Origin of the sequence: Pseudoalteromonas luteoviolacea, assembly GCF_018100925.1 — a bacterium.
GTDB lineage: Bacteria > Pseudomonadota > Gammaproteobacteria > Enterobacterales > Alteromonadaceae > Pseudoalteromonas > Pseudoalteromonas obscura.
This window is the reverse complement of record NZ_JAGJEH010000021.1, coordinates 35,317-56,891: the sequence shown is the minus strand read 5'-3', so window position 1 is coordinate 56,891 and position 21,575 is coordinate 35,317. Positions and strand designations below refer to the sequence as shown.

Sequence of the window (21,575 nt, the reverse complement as noted above, 5' to 3'; positions counted from 1 at the left end):
ACCTTACTTCTTCTTAGCCTCTTTACGACGCACGTGCTCATCAGCGTAACGTACACCTTTACCTTTATAAGGCTCTGGTTCACGATATGAGCGGATGTTAGCAGCAGTTTGACCAACTAGCTGCTTGTCTGCGCCTTTAACAACGATTTCAGTTTGGCTTGGAGCTTCGATAGTGATACCCGCTGGGATCTCGAAGTTCACAGGGTGTGAGAAGCCAAGAGTTAAGTCTAATACTTTACCCTTAACTGCAGCACGGTAACCAACACCTACTAGTTGTAGTTTCTTTTCAAAACCTTCGTTAACGCCGATGATCATGTTGTTGATCAGAGCGCGTGCAGTACCAGCTTGAGCCCAAGCATTTGCTACTTCACGAGGAACTGTAGTGATAACGTTGTCGTTAAGAACAACTTCAACTGCGTCGTTAAGAACGCGAGTCAATTCACCGTTTTTACCTTTAACTTTGATTTCCTGGCCGTTAATTGCAACTTCAACACCGGCAGGAACAGCAATAGGAGCCTTCGCAATACGAGACATAGTTCCCCTCCGATTAAGCTACAAAGCCAATGATTTCACCACCAACACCAGCGGTACGCGCAGCGCGGTCTGTCATCAGGCCTTTAGAAGTTGATACGATAGCGATACCTAGACCACCCATTACCTTAGGTAATTCGTCACGTTTCTTATAGATACGTAGACCAGGGCGGCTAACACGCTGGATGCTTTCGATAACAGCTTTGCCTTCGAAGTACTTAAGTTCGATAGTCAATTCTGCTTTTACGTCGCCAGATACTGAATAACCAGTGATGAAACCTTCGTTTTTCAGTACGTCAGCAACAGCTACTTTCAGCTTTGAAGTTGGCATCGTTACTGATACCTTCTTCGCAGACTGACCGTTACGGATGCGTGTAAACAAATCCGCGATTGGATCTTGCAAGCTCATGTCTTACTCCCGTGATTCTATTACCAAGAAGCCTTTTTAAGGCCAGGAATTTCACCGCGCATAGCTGCTTCGCGAACTTTAATACGGCTCAAGCCGAACTTGCGAAGGTAACCATGTGGGCGGCCCGTAATGTTACAACGATTACGTTGACGTGAAGGGCTAGAATCACGCGGTAAAGACTGAAGCTTTAATACCGCGTCCCAACGCTCATCATCAGATGTTTTAACATCGCTGATGATAGCTTTAAGTGCAGCACGCTTTTCTGCGTACTGTGCAACTAATTTAGCACGTTTTACGTCACGCGCTTTCATTGAATTCTTTGCCATAACCCTACCCTTACTTTTTGAATGGGAAGTTGAACGCTTCTAATAACGCACGGCCTTCATCATCTGTTTTCGCAGAAGTAGTGATTGTGATATCCATACCGCGAACGCGGTCTACTTTATCATAATCGATTTCTGGGAAGATGATTTGCTCACGTACGCCCATAGAGTAGTTACCGCGACCGTCAAAAGACTTTGCGCTAACACCGCGGAAGTCACGAATACGTGGCATCGCGATTGAGACTAAACGCTCAAGGAAATCCCACATACGCTCGCCGCGTAGGGTTACTTTACAGCCAATTGGGTAACCTTCACGGATCTTAAAGCCAGCAACTGATTTGCGTGCTTTAGTCACTAGAGGCTTCTGACCAGAGATTGCTTCTAGATCTGCTACTGCATTTTCTAGAATTTTCTTGTCAGCTAGGGCTTCGCCCACACCCATGTTAAGTGTGATCTTTTCGATCTGAGGGACTTGCATGACAGAGCTGTAACCGAACTTTTCAAAAAGTTCTTTTACTACTTTGTCTTTGTACACTTCATGCAGTTTCGCCATCGTCTACTCCAACTATTAAATAGTTTTGCCAGTAGACTTGAAGAAACGGACTTTTTTACCGTCTTCAAATCTAAAACCAACACGATCTGCTTTGCCAGTTTCGGCATTGAAAATCGCTACATTTGATACGTCTACAGACGCTTCTTTCTCAACAATACCGCCAGCTTGCTGTAGTTGTGGTACAGGCTTCTGGTGTTTCTTGATGATATTTACGCCTTCAACAAATACACGACCAGTTTCAGTTACAACTGAAAGCACTTTACCGCGCTTACCTTTGTCTTTACCGGCTAGTACGATTACTTCGTCATCACGACGGATTTTTGCTGCCATGATCGACTCCTTATAGTACTTCTGGTGCTAGTGAAACGATTTTCATGAACTTGTCGTTACGTAGTTCACGTGTCACAGGGCCGAAGATACGAGTACCAATTGGCTGATGACTATCATTTAAGATAACAGCCGCATTGCTATCGAAACGGATTAAAGAGCCGTCTGGACGACGAACGCCTTTCTTAGTACGCACTACTACTGCGTTTTTAACATCACCTTTCTTCACTTTGCCGCGAGGAATAGCTTCTTTAACAGAAACTTTAATGATGTCACCAACACGCGCGTAGCGACGGTGCGAACCACCAAGGACTTTAATACACTGCACTTTGCGAGCGCCGCTGTTATCAGCAACGTCCAGCTGAGTTTGCATTTGGATCATTGTCTATGCTCCGGTGTAGTTAACATTTACCTAGATTTTGTATAAAACCTAAGCATTTAGATTAAATTCCACTCAAAAAACGAAGCTTTCGTCTTTCAAGGGCGGGGAATTGTAACAGCAAAGTTCAGGCAAAGATAGTTCAATTTTTAATTAATTTATCAATTTGCTCTGTCTGCCTTCACCACCCATATACATATGAGGGCGGTGAAATGGAAAACAAGTCTAATGTGTAAAATTTAAACCTTTGTTACAGTTTAAAAAATAACCGAAAAAAGTTTATCTATGCTTTTCAATGTACGTTGCCACTTCGTCTACTGTTGCAAGCCAATAGCCATTTTTTGGGTCCTTCAAATACACAATTAGTGCGTTTAGAGCCTCCTTGTCTACCGTATACAGACCTTTTTCACCGACGTCATGGCCTGCCAAAATGATCCACTTATTTTCTTCTTTCAAGAGGTCGAGCATTTCTTTAATTTCACTAAAACTCATGCCATCCATGCGATTGCCAGCAAGCTGCGCAAAGTCGGTGTACGTGGGGTTATTACCTGTCTCGTCTAGCCAAGTTCTGCCTGTTTTAAATAATTCAGCAACTAAAGGCACATAACTTTGAACCTCTACCCCTCTGCCAACAAAGGTATTGCCACAAGGGTAAGCAAACGATCTCGGCGTGACCTCCAGCTGCTGCTTCATAAATTGGGTTGTCGACTCTATGTCTCGCTTTAGCCAAGCCAAGTCTACTTGCTCTAACCCTAAGTTATCTTTCCTAAGCCATTCAAAGTTGCCAGTGCAGAGGTGAGAGCTTGTATGATTGCCTAATTCATGACCATTCTTTACAGCTGCTTTCCAACCCGCCAACCGTTCCTTCGCAAATTGCGGGTTGATATAAAAAGTACCTTTGACACCATGCTTATCGAGTATGGGCAAGCCAACATCCACCTGACTACTTCGGGCATCATCGAAGCTCAATGAAATTGCATATCGGGCACCATTTGGATAGCTAAAGCCTATTGCCTCAGACGCAGCCTCTCCTACCGTTGCAAAGCTACTATGGGATAAAGTTAATAAGGTGACTGCCACTAGTTTACTGAATGTGTTCAATGAGCCCATACCATCTCCATTTTTTTGTTTAAAGTCGCTCACCATGCAGTGTGTGTATTACATCTATTATCCGCCATGATGAAACAGTGAAGGTATTCTGATTTTCTATTTATAAAACACAAACCACTGATTTAATTGCTTTTATAGATTTAAAAACAAATAACATTAGTACTATATAGAAAACCGATACTCTGCTTTGTACGTGTATTCCACTTCTTAAGGTCCTACCAAACCTGTAGCTATAAAAAATACAAACACACTTACACATATCTCTGTGAGGTAGCGCTTATTGTGAGGCTCCCGGCTTGAACCAGTAGCAATGAGGCTATCTCACCAAGTCAGCTGTCTGTTATGAGTGTTTGCTTTCTGCTTGATACTTGAAAGCCAAACTTTTTATCACTTGCTTGGTGTTTAGCTAAAAAGAACTCTTTTGTGCAACACAGCCCCTCATCCTGCGAGCAATAATAGTCTTCAGCCTTATCAAGAGATAGTACAGCAGCATCCAATAGCTTCTCTCGTAAATAGGTAATCTGGGAGAGTATCCATGCTTTCGATACCCAAGTTTTCAGCACTGGCCAAATAACCACGTAATCACAATTAACTGCCAATGCAAGCTGCTCTGAAGTACGTTCTGCTAAGCTGAGTGTCAATCTGGTTGGCAACAGGCGTACATCAAATGTGGTCTTTTGATATGCTTCGATGTACAACTCAGGAGAATGACATACCACTAACTCAACAGGTTTAAGTAACTGCATTTCCAATAGCCTTAAAGTACCGTGCAGCTCTGTCATATTTTTTATCACACACACACACGTTACTTCGGTGATGCCCGCGCACCTTGCAATGCTTTTTTCTAACCTACCGGATCGATAGGTAAAATGATCATCTTGAGGGTATAGTGCATCCAACTTCATCTCAAAAACACCTTAGTTAAGTGCGTGTTGCAATTACGCGGACTAAAAACCAAATCAACAAACGCGATAACAGTGTTCTGTCGATCATAAAGTTCAGATGAGGCGGATAATCCTAGCAATGGGTCAAATTGCCTTCTGTTGGATAAATCAAATCTAGTTTGATTTATCCAACAAGCATTCACAAAGAGCGTTTTAACGCCTAAAACTTGGCTGTATTTCATGTTTGGCTACCCAGACAAACTTCTACGGCTATTGCATAAAGCGATGAGGTAACAGAGTAGTTGTTACCTCTCAGTTATTTTATAGGCGCGCTTTCCCAGTCAAATCGGCCACTTCTATTCTACCTGGCCGTCGTCTGTCAGGGGACAGCGCTCTCAATTTCACTACAGTACCCGAAGTTAATTGCAATGGTTCAAGGTACTCTTGCCACTTACCGTCATTCAAACGATATTGAATGGGTAATCCAGGAATAATCGTTGAGGCATGTAGCCGACCATTGATCACTTTGCTGACAACATTTGGGATACGATAAAATACGCCTAGCCGGTCAAATTTCTCCAACTCTTTATGTCCGACAGCATGAATGAAATCTTGCCACTGTTGCTCTCGTTGCTCTCGCATTTGCGCAGTTAGGAAACTGGTCGTGTGATCATACTTCTCACCTGCATAATTGTATGGCACTTCCCACTTGGCTCGGTGCCATGCTTTTTCTGCCAATGCCAATAAGCGGGGAAACAACATATACTCCGCCAGATGATCTTTGCGGATAACTTCTGACCAAAGATGACCTTGAATACCCGCTACTCTAAAGCCTTCAGGGAGAGGCTGATGCGTAAACTTGCCATGCTTGTCAACTTGTGTACGATCATCCGCGACGTAGTGCCTGCCAATGGTGTCTTTTTTAACTTCCGCATTGGCTGGTAGATTATCTGGCATAAACTCAAAAATTGTTTGGCTATTAGTTCTTCTTGCTCCCCATTTGTAACCACTTTCTTTTGGATCTAATTCGTATGGAAAATCCAAATAGGTCACATCAGGTGTTGCCAGTATAATGTCCCAACCACGCCTGGCATGAGCGCTCACGACTTTGTGGGCATTTTGTGGAAGTGTCGCCCAGACATATGAGGCGACCTTATGTGGCATTTTGTCTTGTCTTGTTTCCGATAGACCATCATTCCACCCAGCCACTTCAATGCCTTTTTCAGCAATCATTGCTGCAACACGCTCAATAAAGTAACCAGTAAGTTCTTCTACATCATGTACATCGTTAGATTTGTCCGCAATAAACCGTTTACAGGCTGGAGATTCAACCCATGCACCGGCCGTTTCATCTGCGCCAATATGATAGATATTGAGTGGAGATCCTGCCTTTTTGTGCTGAGCCGCAACTTCCGTAATCACCTTATCAACAAACGCATAAGTTGACTCCATACACACATTTAACGTGTTGTCATTATAATGTTGTATTGAGCGATACTCTGTGGCGTCCTGTGGATCACTAACTAAATACTGACGAGCAGCATCATGTTCACCTTCTTTCGTCAGTGTATAAAAACGTTTTTCCATTGCCTTTACCGCTGCGCGCGAATGGCCAGGCATATCCAAAGAGGGGATGATTTCGATGTGGTGTTGCTTGGCAAAATTCAAAATCTCTTGGTAATCAGCTACAGAATAGTAGCCATCTCTTCCTGTATTAATGGCCGAACCTAACTGTGGCTGTAAACAGTGTTTATCATCTAAATCAACGCATCTATGTGATGATAGCGCTGTCAATTCAGGTAGATCAGGAATTTCTATGCGCCAACCTTCATCATCAGCCAAATGAAAGTGTAATTTGTTGAGCTTGTATGCAGACATTTTACTGAGCAGCCTCAAAACAAACTCTTTTGACCGGAAATTACGCGCAACATCCAAGTGCAAACCACGATAACCATATCGAGGTTTATCCTCTACCTTGACAGCTGCGACTTGCATTGTATCCAGCGACAAAAGGCTTGCAACTGACTGTAATCCATAAAATGCGCCCGCACTGTCCTGTGCATTAATTTGTATTTTACCTTTTCGGGTACTCAGCTGGTAAGCACCAGCATGACCCTGTGGTTTTCCACTTACGGTGATGTTAACAGCAATGCCATTGTGAGTTTGTTTTACACCTAACGAATCTAACCGCTGTAAAGCCGCTGCAATATCGCCATACTCTAACCCGGTTAAATGTAACTTAATCCCTTTGCTCAGACTCAGCGGTGTATCTCTTTTAAACACTTCCATCGCTTCTGGGGTAGGAACAATAGCGTGCTGTACAGAATCGAGCGTATACCCCTCAATATCATACTTATCAAACAGAGCGGCTGAGGTATACTTTGCATAATGATCATCAGGGTGAGATTGCATAACACTGCTCTTTGCGCTAACAGCTGCATAGGGCTTTATCTCTAAACCCGTATCTGGCTCAATGTACGACTGCGTACTCTTGATGACTTTTGGCGCCAGCCCTTGAGCAGTTAGAATATAATTTGGCATCAACTCACCTTCATTCAATAGTGAGCTGGCAACCCAAAATTCAATCACTTGACTTTTACCTGCTTTAAACCCAGTAAAGTCACTACTGGGTGCAATGTGATTAAGGTCTCCATTAAAGTGGCTTAAGGTCAGTTGCTTACTTCTGCTTTGAGTCGCTGGATAAACTTGGCTATACAGAATTTTCCAGCCATCCACATTCGCTGTAAAGGGACTCGTTATTTCAATTTGTGCGTGGTAGCAAAATTCGGCATTTGACCCGGGGCATTGCTCCGGCATATTACTCAGTAGACGGTATTTCACATCTAGCGTGTCGGCAAGTTGGTTAAGCTGTTGTTGATTAATGTTCTCTAGGCCAGTGTTAGCCGACACGGGACTAGCCATTACCATTGTTGGTAGCAGCACAGCCAAAATGCGATCCATTAATGCTCTTTTATTTAAATGCATATATCCGATCCTGCTTTTTCATTTTTTATTTAAACATCTAATTGGTTAAAAATTAGCTAAAACAACTCAATCTAGAGCTTTTATGGACCTGTTTCAATTTCGAAACATTCATAGTGCACGGAATAATTTAGTAAATAACAACAGCAAATAAAGGATTGCCATTATGGCCGTTGTATGGCCAGCCTGAGAAAAGATTAGGTGGATATATTAAGGAGCACTGGCGGTGCCATGCTATTAGCATACAAGGCAATGCATGTTAGTGCCTATATTACTACACTCGTTTCAGTTCAAAGATTTCAGTTTCCAAGCAAAAAATACGTCTGAAGAAATGATTGCCGCAGTACTATTAGAACATTAAATTCTTCCAACAAATATCACAGGGGGATCGAGTAAATTGCTAAGATGTAAATCGTTTTAAAAGACACGGATTTATTGATGACATTTTAGAAATTCTCGACATGATATCTTAAAGCGCAGGTTCAAAGCTTGTGGTAGTCAAAAGCCAAGCCAGTCGCGTCGTGGAGACTAAAGCCTAAGGTTTTATCAATGACACAATATCGCATATTGCAGACTGTTTCGTGTTCAGACCATGGCTGTCAACATGACTTTTATTCATTTTTCATACCTTTATAAGGTAAATATTTGGTTCAAGCGACTTCAATGACATGTTCTAATACCTGCTTTGCCAGCTCAATACCATTGTCACATATCAAACGCCCATCTTTAATCACCAGTACCCTTTCGCACAATGTCGAGACATCATCTACCGTGTCACTTGATACTAATACAGTTAATTTATCTTCTTTTGCTAACTGCTTTAGACAACGCATGACTTCACGCTGAGATAAATAATCGAGCCCCATGGTGAGTTCATCCAAACATAATAGCTCTGGACCATGCAATAACGCAGCGATTAATTCCATTTTCAAGCGCTCAGTCCCAGACAGACGACGCACCTGAATATCAAGCAAGTGTGAAACCCGCATAAACTCAGCCAAATAGGACAATCTTTGTCGATATATAGGTAATGGGATCTCATAAATACACTGGCATAAATTGAAATTATCGATAGCAGGTAAATCGGGCCAAAGTTGATAACTTTGACCGGTTAAAAAAGAACAGCGCTTTTTGAAAGATGCGGTTTGTGCACAGGGCGTATTACCGAATATTTTTATATGCCCTTGTGTTGGATGTACGATACCTGAAAGCATCTTCATCGTTGTGGTTTTCCCAGCACCATTCTCTCCAACAACAGCGACAATCTGTCCACGCTCAATGTCAAACGAGATGTCCTTTATCGCTTCTTTGTATTCAATTTCTCGATGGAATAACTGTCTCAGAGAGGCAGAAAGACCCTGTGGCTTTTTATAGTACTGGTAGGTTTTACTGACACAGTCAACCTGTATGACTTTCATAACACCGCCTTCAATAATATGGCCGCTGAGGTATTCAGTGCATATTTTCGATTGCATGGTAAACCAATTAAACCTAACAAGTCGGGGTCAGTAAGCATGGTCTTCAAATTTATCTGAGCTGAGAATATGAGTAATAGAATTAAACGACTAGCGTGTATTTTTCAATCAAAAATATCACATGTAAGTAACACTATTTACAATTACTGGATGAGAAAAAGATTTATATACCAAATACTAGACACTTAAAAACAGGCTACCACTCAACATATGCAAAATAGGAAATAATAAATTTATACTAAAGGATGGTTTACATTATGAAACATAGAGGTTTGAGGAGTGAAGTAACTGAAGTATACAGCGACCAAGTCTTCACAGCATACAATTAACCGACTCTTCAAGTCTCAAACCCACAATGCAGGGGGACAGATGCATATTGTGGTCCTATCAAACAATATGCACCTTAGACTGTTTAACCTCCAAACAAGCCTTTGAACTTATCTTTCAGTTTGTCTTTAATGGTATCTTTTGCCTTGTCTTTGGCTGCACTGCTAAAGTCTAGGCTGGTCTCGACCTTGTGGAATGGACCTTTAATTCTCGCCGGAATTTTAAAACCTGTGCTTTTATCGCGACTGCTTTGCCCTTCTATGGTATCAACAATCCCAGTTACTAAACGGTAGTCCACAAAAGTTTTTGGTAGATCGACCACACCCGACCCTGTTATGCGGATAAGAGGACTTGCCAGTAGCAGATCCCTGTTTGTACCAACCCCATTTTTGAACGTAAAACTGCCCGTTAAAGCCGAGAAGTCCGTTTTTTGTTGCGGATCAAAATCTGCGTTGATCCCTTCTGATAAACCAGAAAAATTACCTTTAAGCATTTCTTGCCCTTTGCGTACCATCTCCGCTAGATTGGCCCCTTTTACACCTCCATCCTTAAACTCAAAAGCCAATTTCCCAGCTAACTGTGAGATAAATTGCTTTTGACTAACACCACGCGTACTTAATTGCCAATTGAGACTTCCCTTACCCAGTACTTTATCAAAACCAATCGCATCGGTTAGCAATGGCTCAGCGTTAATCCCATTGAGTGCAAAGTCTGTATCGACTTGATAAGGGATCGCAGTGGCATTTACCTCCACTTTACCTTTTCCTGTGCCATCATAAGCATTGAAGCTATCCAGTGATAATACCGCTTGACCCTTATCCAATTTCACCGACAATTGATTTTTCCCAAGTGTAATCTGGCGTGCTTGAAGGCCCATAGACCGTACGACAATATCCGCATCCAACATGTTCAGCGCCGACAAGTCTATCTTAGTGTCATCCCACACAATCGGTGTTGCGGCAACCTCTTCTTCTGGCTTTGTAGGCTGTGTTGAGTTCACAGGTTCAGGTAGATAAGGATTTAAATTCAACATTCCTAAATCCACATTGGCCGCAACAGACAAACGCTCACCAAGGTTGACTTGCGCATTACCTTTGATAGCCAATTCATCTAATTTTGCGCTAAAGCTTTCCAAGCTAAATACATTATTGGAAAATGTCATCGCGCCGGTAACTTCAAACTCATTAAACGCATTGTCTTTGGCTTCCAATACAACATTTTGCCATTGCGTCAATGATTTCACTGAGCTACCCGAAACAGCCAATTCACCCTCAAAGACACTCCCCTGTTTTAAAACGCCACCGTTGAAATCTACATTCACTAATTCGTTGCGCAACTGTTTAGTAAATTTAAAGTCTTCACTTTGAATCGCTTTGGCGGGATTATCAACATTGAGCGCTAAATCAAAGCGCTGTTTTTGGAATGTTACTTGCCCCTTGATCGAAAGCAGTTGATATAGAGAAGGGAGCATGACACTCAAGGCTAAATCAGTGAGCATTTCATTGGTACCCGCTTGAGCGTCGGCATACGTGATAGTACCGCCATAAATTGCGACTTCGCCTAAAGCAATATCGAATCCACTTGGCAGTGCAACTGGACCTGATTGAGTCTCAGTCGCTTCAGGCGTTTGAGATTGTGCCACCGGATCAAATAGCTGCCAATTTGGACGGCCCTGTGCATCGACCTCTAACAATATCTGCGGGTTTTGAATAACAAAGCGCTCAAGTTGAAACTCACCTGACAGTAAAGAAAACCAAGGAACATGAACTGCAAGCTGGTCCATTTTAAGCATATGTGGCGCACTTCCCGAAGGCATGTTGTCAAACGCCACTTGGTTTAGCGTAATGTTGAGCTCAGGTAAAATAGATAACTCACTGTCGCCAGAGATGGTTAACTTCCGCCCCGTTGTTTTTTCAACTTGCGACGTGATCTGAGATACTATCGTTTCTGTCGGAATTAACATGGGCGCCAATATGATCAACGTTATCGTCAATACTATGAGACCCACTAAACCTTTTAAAATCGCCTTCATCGATCATCCTTACACAGAAATAATTTTCTATTCACTATCATAGCGAGGCTGATAAAAAACCACAAAAGAAGCGTACAAGCGAATAGTAAAAAAAATAGCAAAAAAGTTTTATAAAACGGCTCTAAATTCTCTTTCCGTACATTAAGAAATTTTATAACCAATTGCTTTTATTAATTAAAATAAAAGTAGCTCTCGCCAACTGATTAACTACTTGCGCCCAATTTACAATTCACAAATCGCTTTAAATAACCCAACAAACATCAAGCAGAAGTGAGCAAAACAGATCTCATAAAAAAGGCAGAATAAGGCTCGCTGAAAAAAAGACCACAAACCGCGTTGCAACTGCGCTAGAACCCGGTATGATCCTCGCCCTTGCCAGTTTATCGATACATTCGCTAAACTGAGTAGTCTAGATTTTAACCTAACCTTGGAGTATCCGCGCAGCATGAAAAAGTTGCTCATTTCACCGTCAAATATGGCTTTGGGCGAACAAGAAAGTCAGATTTACCAAAACATCTTAAAACAATCTACTGAGATCAGCTTAAATCTGATGGCGGTTAAAGTAGAAAATCACCCAGAGGACTTTCTGGGCTGGTGTTATGAGTTACTCAATGTGGCTAAAAACCGCATTAATTTTGACCTGCTGGACGACCACCAGCTTCCGACTGTAAAAAAACTCCAAGATATGCTGATCTCAGCAATCAGCTTCCTGCAAGTCAAAACGTTGCGGATCGCTCCTTGGCCAATGATTAGTGACTTCATAGCCCAACGCAGTGATGTATTGGTGCTTGAAGAGCAGTTAAAGCTCATGGAATACATCGCAACACTACGTGACAACAAGTTGCAAGACATGATAATTGAAGATCGCTTGGCTTTTGCTGGTAAACACACAGCAAAACACGATACCAGTGTGTATCAGTTTGATGTTGAATGGTTTGCATCGACAAAAAGCGCGAAAGGCTTTCATCAACAATTGGCCGATTTGCCTGGTGCTTTTGACGAAGCCCTCGCTCATATTCCGTTAGAGGGTCCAGTCACACTTGAGAACTATCAAGGGTTTACTATCGCATTTCTGAGTGCTTTTAATGGCAGTGATGAAAAACCAACTCTTGCCCCTGCAACACGCCTGCTCGCCATGCGCCGCCCTGATGTGTTCACACCGATCACCAATAATCGCCTCGATGCACTGTGTCAAGCTTTGGGCGTCACCCGCTTAAACAACCGTGATTTCGAGCGTTATTGGCAAGATATCGTGCAAGCAATCGCTAAAATGCCTTGGTTTGCGATGGCCTGTGGAACCTCTGAACTTGAGTCGAAACTTGCAGAAGTGAAAGCACTACTGCCAATCTTCTTCTATTATGCTGATGAAGACACAAAAACGTCTTCTAACTACTATAAATTACTGCACAAACCAAAGCGCACTACAACTTCATCTGGTACCAAATCAGTGCGACGCAGCAAAGAGTCTGCTGCAACATTAGTTGACAGAGCACTCAGTGATGAGTCTATGCCGGAGCACATACGCTCTAAACGAGACTCCATCATCGCCGAGGTAGAAAAAGGCAGAAGCGTAGATGAAACTATCCAGCTAATGCGTACCATATTTGGCTAATTCTGAGGACATAGCCTGCATAATAACAGTGCAGGCTATGCTATTGCGCACCAAGGATGTGCACACAGCATAACCTTTCCCACCAACAGCGCTATCGGCACTTTGGTTTATCACCATTAATTTCAACTACCTAATCAATATTCATTCTGTCCTATTTAGGTTGGCGCAGAGCTTGCGATGCTTGGGTTGCCATTGAACACAGGGTTAAACAATTCTCTCAATGGTACTCGTATTAAAAAATGATTTATTCTGTGCCATATAGGAACCATTATGACAAACAAAGCTTCTTTCTTATTGGGTACGTGCTTAGTATTACTTTCTAGCAATGCCCTAGCTGCCAGTGGCCATACTATTTCAGCCAATGCTGCTGCCAGCTCAAATTATTTTTGGCGTGGGATCACGCAATCTGATGATGGCGCGGCTGTATCTGGTGGCCTCGATTACAGCAATGACTCTGGATTTTACCTTGGAACGTGGGCATCTAATGTAGACTTTGGTGAGACTTCTAGCACCAGTTACGAACTAGATTTTTATTTGGGGTTTAGCGGAGAGATCAAAGCGCTAAGTTATGATGTCGGCTACATTCACTATGCTTACCCAGATGCTGCAGGTGATATCGACTTTGGTGAAGTTTATACTTCTCTAGGCTGGCGCAATCTCAGTTTTAAAGCCAGTTATTTGACCCATGCCCAATCAGGTAGCAGCACAGAAGAAGATATGCTCTATCTTGAACTCAATGCCACATTTCCGGTATTCAAAAGCGCTGAGCTTGGATTGCATATCGGAAACTCACGGGGAGATACGGTCATGGAGTGGACAGGAGAAGATGACAGCTATATGGATTATGGGGTCAACCTAAGTAAAGATGGTTACACATTTGGCCTAGTCAAAACCGATCTCGACGCCGACGACGATCTTAAAGTTTATGTCAGTTACGCTGTCGACTTCGATTTGTAATTTGATTTTTGCTGCAACTCAAAGGGCCTAACGGCCCTATTTCTATGATTTACAAAGAATACTCCACCGCAGCGCTGACTCTTTTTGCTTTTTCAACGGCCTGCTCAATGTGGGTATCCCGTGCTAACGCAACACCCATACGCCTAATTCCTTGAACATCCGGCTTACCAAAGAGTCGTAAGTCAGTGTTTGGCTCAGCCAGCGCTTGGCTTAAATTGCCAAACTGCAATTGTTTGGACTCACCTTCTACTAAAATGACACTGGATGCAGACGGGCCGTGAAAGTGAATATTCGGGATAGGAAGCCCCAAGACTGCGCGTGCATGCAGGGCAAACTCACTCAAATCCTGTGATATTAACGTGACCATGCCGGTATCATGGGGCCGTGGCGAGACCTCGCTGAAATACACTTCATCACCTTTGATAAAGAGTTCAACACCAAATAAGCCCCGACCACCAAGCGCTTCTGTGATTTTGCACGCAATTTCTTTGCTGCGCGCAAGCGCAACTTCGCTCATTGCCTGGGGTTGCCAACTTTGCTGATAATCGCCACCCGCTTGTACATGCCCTATTGGCGCACAATAGCTAGTACCCTGAATATGGCGGATCGTCAACAGTGTGATTTCATAGTCAAAATCAACAAAACCTTCAACAATAACACGTCCTTGACCAGCTCTGCCGCCTTGCTGCGCATATGTCCATGCCGCGTCAATATCGGCATCAGTTTTCACCACGCTCTGCCCTTTCCCAGAAGAACTCATGATCGGCTTCACCACACATGGCATACCAATCTGATGAATTGCAGCTGTAAAATCAGCTAAATTATCGACAAACTGATATGGGGAGGTCGCCAAGCCAAGCTCTTCGGCTGCAAGTCGACGGATCCCTTCACGGTTCATGGTCAATTGCGTTGCTTTTGCTGTGGGTACCACTGTAAACCCTTCACCTTCGAGTTCAACTAAAGTCCCCGTTGCAATAGCTTCTATTTCAGGCACTATGTAGTCAGGCTTCTCTGCACGGATGATTGCTGCCAACTTATCGCCATCTAGCATCGACAAGGTGTAACTCCTATCCGCGACTTGCATCGCTGGCGCATTGTCATAACGATCTAAGACGATGACTTCGGCACCGAGCCGCTTAAACTCAATCACCGTTTCTTTGCCAAGCTCACCGCCACCGCAAAACAATACCTTACACGCAGTGGCGCTAAAAGGGGTTCCTAATGACTTAGTTTTCATACATTTTCCTGATATCCGTAAATTCACCTCAATAGCCTAAGCTCATGCTGCGTATCGAGTCCAGCAAATTATCTTCCATGCTTTAAAAACGGCCAAATGATGTTAACTACGTTTTTGCACCTGACTACACACCCGCTCGCCGTCGCCTAATTGCAGCGCCAGTGTATCTGTAATATTGAGCTCCCCAACACCTTGCGGTGTGCCTGTCATAACGATATCTCCTGGCTGTAGAGTAAAGTAGCGACAGATCTCTTGTAACAGAAGGGGCAACTTAAAAATCATGTTGTCAGTCTCGCCTAATTGTTTCAGTTGGTCGTTTTGCCAAAATTGAAATTGCCATGGCAATTTCAACTCATCTTCAGTGACTGGCAAAAATGGCGTTAAACTGGCACTGCCATCAAATGCTTTTGCGCGCTCCCACGGGTGGCCCTGTCGTTTTAACTGCGACTGCAGATCTCGTAATGTTAAATCTAAACCCAACCCGATACCTGCGATATGTGCAAGCGGATCTTTACTATTGGCATCTAGTGTCTTACCAACCAATAAGACGAGCTCAGCTTCATAATGGTGCCTACCTAGCTGCTCATTTATCGTAATCGCTGGAGCAAAATCGCAAAAAGCACTGGCTGGCTTGATAAACAATAGAGGTGATTCTGGTACAGGATTATTGAGCTCTTTTGCATGCGCAACATAGTTACGTCCAATACATACAGCTTTTCCAACTGGAAGTTGCACGGTTTCTCCTGAAACCCATTTGTGTTGATACATGGCTTTTATCCTTCACTATCAGATACATCACGCATAATTGTACCTAAGCATAGGAGTAAATCAGAGTTTGCAGTTATTATAGCCAATATACACACTCGTTATTATGCTCATCTCACCTAACAGATAGTAAACATATTTTGCCACTGTTATGGAAACTTTATGTTAACCATAGTGCGCAACAAGTTGAAACCTTTATAATCACAAGTTATAAAAAACCCACAGCAAGTAACTAGGAACCACAATCATGAAAGCCCATGACAATATCCCATTGACTGATTTTGTTGAGTACCCTCCACAAGAAATGCAACAAAGAGCGGACGACAACTTCGAGTTAATGCAGCGCAGACATACCATTCGTAGCTTTAGTGACCGCCCAGTGCCAAAAGAAATCATTGAAACCTGTATCAAAACAGCCGGACTTGCTCCCAGCGGGGCCAACCACCAACCGTGGCACTTTGTGGCAATTCACAGCAGTGATGTGAAAAAGCAAATCCGAGAAGCCGCAGAGCAACTAGAGCGCTCATTCTATGAAGGCCGCGCTGGCGATGAGTGGTTAGACGCGCTGAAGCCACTTGGTACCGACGCGCAAAAACCCTATTTAGAACATGCCCCTTGGCTTATTGCGATTTTCACGCAAAAAAAAGGCGGGATCCACGCTGATGACAAAAACACCAATTATTATGTACATGAATCAGTTGGGATCGCCACAGGCTTTTTGATCCAAGCTTTGCACAATGCAGGCCTTGCCACTTTGACACATACGCCAAAACCAATGAGCTTTTTAACTGAAATTTGTCGACGTGACAAAGACAACGAGCGCCCGTACATGCTACTGATAGCCGGCTACCCTGCCGAGGATGCTACAGTACCTGAGCATGCCCTGGTTAAAAAGTCACTGGATGAGATCGCTTCATTTATCTAGTACTCAAGATGAGATACTGGGCGTAACGGCCAGTATCTCTCCCGATTTTAATCCAGATAACACCACCACCTTGTCATTCAGTTGTCGCCCTAATCGAATTAACCGTCTTTGTTTTATCCCCTGTTCAACGACATATACCATGCTCAATTGCCCAGTTTGATAGACAAGCTGACGCGGCACCACTACTCTCGATACAAGCTCAGTCGGCAGAGTGATTTGCGCATACATGCCAGGTTTTGCTCCCTTCGGTGGCGTGATGTCTAATTTTATTTCGAACTGCCTAGCAAGGCTATCTGCCACCGGGACTATTTCACTGACGTGGCCTATCACAGACTTTCCCAGCGCATCTAATTTCACTTGTAATGGCTCACCTATACTCAGCTGACCTGCCAAGTTTGAGCGCACTGCACCGCTAATTTGTAAGCTAGCAGGGTTAAATATTTCTACAATCGGCACGCCGGGGCTCAGCATAACGCCGGGTTCTTGTAATCGCTCTACGACCAAACCTGCTATCGGCGCACGCAGTTGAGTGTAACTTAAGGCAACTTGTGCACCATTTAATTGTTCGCTCAGTGCTAGATGACGCGCTTCCAATTCATCAACCTTGCTTTGCCGCTCGTCAATAATATTTTTTGCAATAAGACCTTTAGCAAATAGTGCGTCACTGCGCGTCAGTTGTTTTTTGGCTTGCAGCAATTGAGCTTCATTGGCTTTACTTTGCGCCCTGATCTCTTGCAATGCCGCACGCAGCTCTGCACCGTCCAGTGTCGCCAATAGTTGACCTTGTTTGACTAACTGACCAGCCCGGACTTCGAGTGTCTGCAATTGCGCTAAGATCCGACTCGCAACGAGCGTATTTTCACGTGCAACCACACTTGCACTGACAATATCACTCGATGCCACAGGCTGTGCTTGCACGATATATTGATCCCCCTGATATGGCTCAGGTTTGGCACGCAGCAGGGGCTTGCGTTTCTCATCAAATACACCGGAAAAGGTGGCCAATAAAATACCTAAGGCTGCAAATGCACCCAACGCGACCCACTTTTTATTCACTAAGTGCATTTGATTTCTCCTGCTGTGAGTTGTTCGAAAATACCAAGAAGTACACCACTGGCACCACCACCAGTGAGAGCATCGTTGATGCCAATGTACCGAATATAATAGCTAGCGCCAATCCGCTAAATACCGGGTCTAAGATGATCACTAAGTTCCCAAGCATGGTCGTTCCAGCCGTTAACAACACTGGTCTCATACGTACTTCGCCCGCTTGGTAAAGCGCTTCTTTAATCTCCACCCCTTGGGCGCGTTGCTGATTTACATATTCCACTAAAATTAAGCTATTTCGTACCACTATCCCAGCCAATGCGATCATCCCAATCATAGCTGTGGCAGTGAACAAAATAGGTTCCGGTGCATTGGCAATGGTGCGCTCACCAAACTGATTCAATAACCAAAAACCGGGCATGATCCCAATCATAGTCAAAGGAATGGCCGACATAATAATGCCAGCCAAAGCACTCGATGCGGTTTGCCAACGTAAGATCACAAATATCGCAGTAAGGGCAAATGCAAAGCCAATTCCCATATCACGAAAGACATCTACGGTAATACGCCACTCCCCTTCTCCAGAGAATCGATATTCAATCCCCTGTGGTAATTGCCAACCCATGCCAGAGCCACTCCTGATAAATGTACGCTGCTGCCAATCTCGCTCCTCCAACCGACCTTCTCTATTTTCATCACTGACAATGTCTGCAATCACTGATGCGGGCGTGCGACCGTTCAGTTCAGCCGTGACATAAATGACTTCTCTTAAGTCTTTTCGATAAATAGCTTGCTCCACAGCTCCCAACTGCCATTTTCCTAACTCCCCCAATGGCACCAAAGGTTTGGCTGCATCTTCAAGCGCTTGACCAGATGCGTTTTTAGCGAGTTCACCGCGACCGCGTAGTTGCAGGGCATTGAGCACTGGCCACTGATTTCGCTCAATAAAAGGTAATTGCAATTCAATTTCTAATGGCGTGGCTTCAGAAGGTACATGTAATGTGCCAGCAACTAGGCCTCCACTGGCTATTTGCAATGTTCGATTAACGTCCTGAGTTACAATACCAGACAAAGCTGCTTTACTTTTATCCAATACAAATCGTTGACGAGTCGCTTGAGGGTCCAAACTTAAATCAACCTCTGTAACGTGTGCTTCTTGTGCCAGCCTACTTGCCAATATTGTTGCCGATTTTTCATGTGTTGCTCTGTCTGTAAACATATCTGAGGCATATACTTCCGCAACCAAGGTGGACATCACAGGGGGTCCAGGTGGTACCTCAACGACCTTAATTTTTATGCCGTGAGTCGCGAGAGGTGACAACAATTGTCGCATCCTTAGCACCACTGCATGAGATTGATGAACACGTTGCCGCTTATCAAGCAATAGCACACGAAGCTCTGCAAAGTGGCTCCCATGACGTTGATAATACCCGCGCACCATGCCATTGAAGTCAACACTAGATGGCTGTCCGATATAAGCGGCGATAGACGACACTTCTTGAAGCTGCCAAACCACCTCTTGGATGCGCTGAACCTGCGCTGCTGTTGCTTCTAAGCTGCTCCCCCTCGGCATATCGAGTAACACTTGTACTTCATTCTTGTTGTCGAAAGGCAAGAGTTTAAGTGGTACGGCACGTAGCAGGGGCAAACAAGCACTAATGACAAAAAGCACCAGCACAGTCCACAGTATCCATTTGGCCTTTTTTGGCTGTGAGAGCAAGGTTGTTAGTACTTTCCTATACCAACCCTGTGTGCTTTTTGGCGTTGTATTTGTGTTTTTAGTTAGCAATTTACTGCCCAACCAAGGTGTAACAAATAGAGCCACCAAGGTCGACACAATCACGCTGACAGGAATATTGAATGCCATTGGCGCCATGTAGGGGCCCATCATACCGGTTATAAATGCCAGTGGAATAAATGCGACTATGATGGTCAGCGTCGAAGTTAACAACGGTACTTTAACTTCAAGCATTGCTGATGTAATAGCTTTGGTGTGTTTTGCATCGCTTTGACTAGGCCCGAGGCGCCGCAAAAAGCGTGTCATATTGTCTACGCCAGTTATCGGGTCGTCCACTAATAGGCCTAGCGCTAAGATCAAGGCAAATAATGTAACTCGATTAATGGTATAGCCAAATGCATACCCTAGAATCAGCGTTATACCGTAGCAGATAGGGATTGCTAAACCAATCACTAGGGCTTGACGCCAGCCCAGAAATACACCCACAAATGTCACCACAGTTACTATGGCAAAAGCCAAACTTGCGGTCAGGTTATTCACTTTTTCATCTGCGGTTTCGCCATAGTTACGCAACACATGGTAATGCACACCAGCTGGCAGTAACTCCATGTCCAACTTGTCCATCATTGCAAGACTTTGCTTGGCAACTGTCACCGCATTACTGCCACGCTGTTTGGCCACACTTAGCGTCACCATAGGTAGGTTACGTCGCTTTTCATCTAGGGTTAACCATTGATAATGCAGTGGCTCACTTGGACCATCTTTCACAGCGGCAATATCGCTTAGGTAAATCTGTCTGCCATTGACAACATTGACAACCAACTGGCCGAGATCAGCGGCGGTACGTAACACATCACCTGCTTGCAATTGCCATTGCCGATCACCGACGACGAAGCTGCCAACGGTCTGCAGCTGATTAGCATGCTGGATCGCACTCAGTACATCTAGCGGTGTAGTATGATGCGCCGCTAACGAATTTGCATTGAGCTCAACCTGAATTTGTCGCTGCCGCCCAGTGAGCACCGTCACCTCACTGGTATCGGCAATCGTCTGTAGCTGTATCGAAACTTCCTGCGCGATACGAGTCAACTCGAAGTCACTATAACGACTGGGGTCATCGCTATATAAGCCCAACATCAAGATCGCTACATCATCCACTTCTACAGGCTTTATTTGCCACTTTTCAACGACTTGAGGCATGCGATCTTCATTGGCATACAATTTTGTGTAAGTGTTGAGAATCGCTCGCTCGCGATCTTGGCCAACTTCAAAGCGCAATGTAACTGAGGTTTTACCCGACACAGTCGTGGAATAAACATGCTCAACACCTGGAATTTGCCACAATAACTTTTCCAAGGGTTCAGTAACCAAACGCGTCACCTCAGGAGCCGCGATATTTGGTACATCAACGTGAATATCTAGAATAGGCACGACTATTTGCGGCTCTTCTTCACGTGCAGTTTGATGTAACGCTAACAGGCCCAGTGCAATGCTCACCACTAGAATAAACAGGGGGATGCGGCTGTTTAATAACTGCGTCATTACTCTTGCAAGCATTAGCTAGGCTCCTCGTCTAGCTGAGGCTGACAAAACAGTTGATACAACTGGGCCAAAATCGCAGTGACCTTGTTATCAATGATGCGATAGTAAATGACCTGCCCATCACGACGCGTCGCAACGACATTGGCTTTGCGCAGCCCTGCTAAGTGCTGTGACAAAGCCGATTGAGCTAAGGGAACCTGAGTATTTAACTCGCCAACGCTCATTTCTTGTTGTAGCAAACTACACAATATCATTAAGCGATTTTTGTTGGCCATAAGCTTTAGCAAAGCTTCTGCATTCTCGGCGCTTTGCGCCATATCTTGAACTTTCAATATCACGTCCAAACAATTTCTGTATGCCGAGATTATAGACACATACATTAGAAAGATCTAATATTAGTAAATTCTAATATAAAAGGAG

The 21,575-nt window shown here is 44.0% G+C and carries 19 protein-coding genes; 3 read left to right on the top strand and 16 right to left on the bottom strand.

All coding sequences use genetic code 11. From position 1 onward, the window contains the following. Nucleotides 1-3: 3 nt before the first annotated feature. The 11 genes from rplF to J8M00_RS26805 all read right to left on the bottom strand — a co-directional run bounded on the left by rplF (nucleotide 4) and on the right by J8M00_RS26805 (nucleotide 11,332). The gene (rplF, locus tag J8M00_RS26855) at nucleotides 4-534 is read right to left on the bottom strand and encodes a 50S ribosomal protein L6 (RefSeq protein WP_063371526.1); all 531 of its coding nucleotides are present in this window, start codon (nucleotides 532-534) and stop codon (nucleotides 4-6) included. Between the two features lie 13 nt (nucleotides 535-547). Next, nucleotides 548-940, bottom strand: coding sequence for a 30S ribosomal protein S8 (rpsH, locus tag J8M00_RS26850; protein ID WP_063355771.1), 393 nt, complete (start codon nucleotides 938-940; stop codon nucleotides 548-550). Nucleotides 941-960: 20 nt separating this feature from the next. Then, on the bottom strand, nucleotides 961-1,266 hold the full coding sequence (rpsN, locus tag J8M00_RS26845; protein ID WP_023401268.1) for a 30S ribosomal protein S14: 306 nt from the start codon (nucleotides 1,264-1,266) through the stop codon (nucleotides 961-963). A gap of 10 nt (nucleotides 1,267-1,276) precedes the next feature. Further along, on the bottom strand, nucleotides 1,277-1,816 hold the full coding sequence (gene rplE / locus J8M00_RS26840; protein ID WP_010386945.1) for a 50S ribosomal protein L5: 540 nt from the start codon (nucleotides 1,814-1,816) through the stop codon (nucleotides 1,277-1,279). A gap of 15 nt (nucleotides 1,817-1,831) precedes the next feature. Then, a complete protein-coding gene (gene rplX / locus J8M00_RS26835) occupies nucleotides 1,832-2,146 on the bottom strand; it encodes a 50S ribosomal protein L24 (protein ID WP_023401269.1) in 315 nt (104 codons plus the stop codon). Nucleotides 2,147-2,156: 10 nt separating this feature from the next. Then, on the bottom strand, nucleotides 2,157-2,525 hold the full coding sequence (gene rplN / locus J8M00_RS26830; RefSeq protein WP_023401270.1) for a 50S ribosomal protein L14: 369 nt from the start codon (nucleotides 2,523-2,525) through the stop codon (nucleotides 2,157-2,159). A 276-nt stretch (nucleotides 2,526-2,801) separates the two neighbouring features. After that, nucleotides 2,802-3,632: a polysaccharide deacetylase family protein gene (locus J8M00_RS26825; RefSeq protein WP_211013444.1), complete on the bottom strand. Its 831-nt coding sequence runs from the start codon at nucleotides 3,630-3,632 to the stop codon at nucleotides 2,802-2,804. Nucleotides 3,633-3,961: 329 nt separating this feature from the next. Beyond that, nucleotides 3,962-4,537 (bottom strand): hypothetical protein, encoded by a 576-nt coding sequence (locus J8M00_RS26820; RefSeq protein ID WP_211013443.1) that lies wholly within the window; start codon nucleotides 4,535-4,537, stop codon nucleotides 3,962-3,964. 300 nt (nucleotides 4,538-4,837) lie between these two features. Continuing rightward, a complete protein-coding gene (locus J8M00_RS26815; protein ID WP_211013442.1) occupies nucleotides 4,838-7,501 on the bottom strand; it encodes a family 20 glycosylhydrolase in 2,664 nt (887 codons plus the stop codon). A 647-nt stretch (nucleotides 7,502-8,148) separates the two neighbouring features. Further along, a complete protein-coding gene (locus J8M00_RS26810; protein WP_211013441.1) occupies nucleotides 8,149-8,916 on the bottom strand; it encodes an ATP-binding cassette domain-containing protein in 768 nt (255 codons plus the stop codon). A gap of 469 nt (nucleotides 8,917-9,385) precedes the next feature. Beyond that, a complete protein-coding gene (locus J8M00_RS26805; RefSeq protein WP_211013440.1) occupies nucleotides 9,386-11,332 on the bottom strand; it encodes an AsmA family protein in 1,947 nt (648 codons plus the stop codon). Between the two features lie 445 nt (nucleotides 11,333-11,777). Between J8M00_RS26805 and J8M00_RS26800 the strand changes: the two genes are divergently transcribed. After that, nucleotides 11,778-12,944, top strand: a complete 1,167-nt coding sequence (locus J8M00_RS26800) for a hypothetical protein (protein ID WP_211013439.1) — start codon at nucleotides 11,778-11,780, stop codon at nucleotides 12,942-12,944. A gap of 270 nt (nucleotides 12,945-13,214) precedes the next feature. Next, nucleotides 13,215-13,901: a TorF family putative porin gene (locus J8M00_RS26795; protein ID WP_211013438.1), complete on the top strand. Its 687-nt coding sequence runs from the start codon at nucleotides 13,215-13,217 to the stop codon at nucleotides 13,899-13,901. A gap of 49 nt (nucleotides 13,902-13,950) precedes the next feature. On the opposite strand, the gene purT is transcribed toward J8M00_RS26795, so the two are convergent. After that, nucleotides 13,951-15,138 (bottom strand): formate-dependent phosphoribosylglycinamide formyltransferase, encoded by a 1,188-nt coding sequence (gene purT / locus J8M00_RS26790; RefSeq protein WP_211013437.1) that lies wholly within the window; start codon nucleotides 15,136-15,138, stop codon nucleotides 13,951-13,953. Nucleotides 15,139-15,240: 102 nt separating this feature from the next. After that, nucleotides 15,241-15,906 carry a fumarylacetoacetate hydrolase family protein gene (locus J8M00_RS26785; protein ID WP_211013436.1) on the bottom strand — a complete coding sequence of 222 codons (666 nt, stop codon included), beginning with the start codon at nucleotides 15,904-15,906 and terminating at the stop codon, nucleotides 15,241-15,243. Nucleotides 15,907-16,150: 244 nt separating this feature from the next. Between J8M00_RS26785 and J8M00_RS26780 the strand changes: the two genes are divergently transcribed. Then, nucleotides 16,151-16,828 (top strand): nitroreductase family protein, encoded by a 678-nt coding sequence (locus J8M00_RS26780; protein WP_211013435.1) that lies wholly within the window; start codon nucleotides 16,151-16,153, stop codon nucleotides 16,826-16,828. 3 nt (nucleotides 16,829-16,831) lie between these two features. Here the strand turns inward: J8M00_RS26780 and J8M00_RS26775 are convergent, their stop codons facing one another. From J8M00_RS26775 to J8M00_RS26765, 3 genes are read right to left on the bottom strand one after another with little or no spacing between them, the layout of a single operon-like run. Then, the gene (locus J8M00_RS26775) at nucleotides 16,832-17,893 is read right to left on the bottom strand and encodes an efflux RND transporter periplasmic adaptor subunit (protein WP_211013434.1); all 1,062 of its coding nucleotides are present in this window, start codon (nucleotides 17,891-17,893) and stop codon (nucleotides 16,832-16,834) included. Next, nucleotides 17,877-21,170: an efflux RND transporter permease subunit gene (locus J8M00_RS26770; protein ID WP_211013433.1), complete on the bottom strand. Its 3,294-nt coding sequence runs from the start codon at nucleotides 21,168-21,170 to the stop codon at nucleotides 17,877-17,879. The genes J8M00_RS26775 and J8M00_RS26770 overlap by 17 nt, the downstream gene beginning before the upstream one ends. Then, nucleotides 21,170-21,487 (bottom strand): ArsR/SmtB family transcription factor, encoded by a 318-nt coding sequence (locus J8M00_RS26765; protein WP_211013432.1) that lies wholly within the window; start codon nucleotides 21,485-21,487, stop codon nucleotides 21,170-21,172. The genes J8M00_RS26770 and J8M00_RS26765 overlap by 1 nt, the downstream gene beginning before the upstream one ends. Nucleotides 21,488-21,575: the final 88 nt, after the last annotated feature.

What these genes read in the sequence shown, in the direction of transcription:
- rpsN (WP_023401268.1), bottom strand. Translation starts at nt 1,266, where the DNA reads ATGGCAAAGAATTCAATGAAAGCGCGTGACGTAAAACGTGCTAAATTA.
- J8M00_RS26810 (WP_211013441.1), bottom strand. Translation starts at nt 8,916, where the DNA reads ATGAAAGTCATACAGGTTGACTGTGTCAGTAAAACCTACCAGTACTAT.
- J8M00_RS26800 (WP_211013439.1), top strand. Translation starts at nt 11,778, where the DNA reads ATGAAAAAGTTGCTCATTTCACCGTCAAATATGGCTTTGGGCGAACAA.
- J8M00_RS26780 (WP_211013435.1), top strand. Translation starts at nt 16,151, where the DNA reads ATGAAAGCCCATGACAATATCCCATTGACTGATTTTGTTGAGTACCCT.
- rplE (WP_010386945.1), bottom strand. Translation starts at nt 1,816, where the DNA reads ATGGCGAAACTGCATGAAGTGTACAAAGACAAAGTAGTAAAAGAACTT.
- J8M00_RS26795 (WP_211013438.1), top strand. Translation starts at nt 13,215, where the DNA reads ATGACAAACAAAGCTTCTTTCTTATTGGGTACGTGCTTAGTATTACTT.
- J8M00_RS26815 (WP_211013442.1), bottom strand. Translation starts at nt 7,501, where the DNA reads ATGCATTTAAATAAAAGAGCATTAATGGATCGCATTTTGGCTGTGCTG.
- purT (WP_211013437.1), bottom strand. Translation starts at nt 15,138, where the DNA reads ATGAAAACTAAGTCATTAGGAACCCCTTTTAGCGCCACTGCGTGTAAG.
- J8M00_RS26825 (WP_211013444.1), bottom strand. Translation starts at nt 3,632, where the DNA reads ATGGGCTCATTGAACACATTCAGTAAACTAGTGGCAGTCACCTTATTA.
- J8M00_RS26770 (WP_211013433.1), bottom strand. Translation starts at nt 21,170, where the DNA reads ATGCTTGCAAGAGTAATGACGCAGTTATTAAACAGCCGCATCCCCCTG.
- J8M00_RS26775 (WP_211013434.1), bottom strand. Translation starts at nt 17,893, where the DNA reads ATGCACTTAGTGAATAAAAAGTGGGTCGCGTTGGGTGCATTTGCAGCC.
- rplN (WP_023401270.1), bottom strand. Translation starts at nt 2,525, where the DNA reads ATGATCCAAATGCAAACTCAGCTGGACGTTGCTGATAACAGCGGCGCT.
- rplF (WP_063371526.1), bottom strand. Translation starts at nt 534, where the DNA reads ATGTCTCGTATTGCGAAGGCTCCTATTGCTGTTCCTGCCGGTGTTGAA.
- J8M00_RS26805 (WP_211013440.1), bottom strand. Translation starts at nt 11,332, where the DNA reads ATGAAGGCGATTTTAAAAGGTTTAGTGGGTCTCATAGTATTGACGATA.
- rpsH (WP_063355771.1), bottom strand. Translation starts at nt 940, where the DNA reads ATGAGCTTGCAAGATCCAATCGCGGATTTGTTTACACGCATCCGTAAC.
- J8M00_RS26820 (WP_211013443.1), bottom strand. Translation starts at nt 4,537, where the DNA reads ATGAAGTTGGATGCACTATACCCTCAAGATGATCATTTTACCTATCGA.
- J8M00_RS26785 (WP_211013436.1), bottom strand. Translation starts at nt 15,906, where the DNA reads ATGTATCAACACAAATGGGTTTCAGGAGAAACCGTGCAACTTCCAGTT.
- rplX (WP_023401269.1), bottom strand. Translation starts at nt 2,146, where the DNA reads ATGGCAGCAAAAATCCGTCGTGATGACGAAGTAATCGTACTAGCCGGT.